The sequence below is a fragment of the Mesorhizobium sp. M0514 genome (assembly GCF_040321145.1).
Lineage (GTDB): Bacteria > Pseudomonadota > Alphaproteobacteria > Rhizobiales > Rhizobiaceae > Mesorhizobium.
Genome location: NZ_JAMYQZ010000214.1, coordinates 1 through 542, shown reverse-complemented (window position 1 = coordinate 542; position 542 = coordinate 1). Strand labels below are relative to the sequence as shown.

1 protein-coding gene is annotated in these 542 nt (G+C 63.5%); it reads right to left on the bottom strand.

Annotation, left to right across the window (positions count from 1 at the left end):
- Positions 1-542, bottom strand: a 542-nt coding sequence (locus tag NKI61_RS32865; protein ID WP_352842433.1) for an EF-Tu C-terminal domain-related protein, incomplete at both ends; no start/stop codon positions are given.

The following is a 542-nucleotide window of genomic DNA, read 5'->3' as shown; positions in this document are numbered from 1 at the left end:
CGGCCGCCTTCACGGATGGCGAAGCGCAGCTTCTCTTCCATGGCGATCGGCACGATCAGCTCGACATCGACCGTGATGTTGTCGCCGGGCATAACCATTTCCGTGCCTTCCGGCAGCGACACGATGCCGGTCACGTCGGTCGTGCGGAAGTAGAACTGCGGACGGTAGTTGGTGAAGAACGGCGTGTGACGGCCACCTTCGTCCTTGGTCAGGATGTAGGCTTCGGCCACGAACTTCTTGTGCGGCTTCACCGTACCGGGCTTGGCCAGAACCTGGCCGCGCTCGACACCTTCACGATCAACGCCGCGCAGCAGCGCGCCGATGTTGTCGCCAGCCTGGCCCTGATCGAGCAGCTTGCGGAACATCTCGACGCCCGTGCAGGTCGTCTTGGTCGTCGGACGGATACCGATGATTTCCAGTTCCTCGCCGACCTTGACGATGCCGCGCTCGACGCGGCCGGTCACGACCGTGCCACGGCCCGAGATCGAGAACACGTCTTCGATCGGCATCAGGAACGGCTTGTCCAGCGGACGAACCGGCGT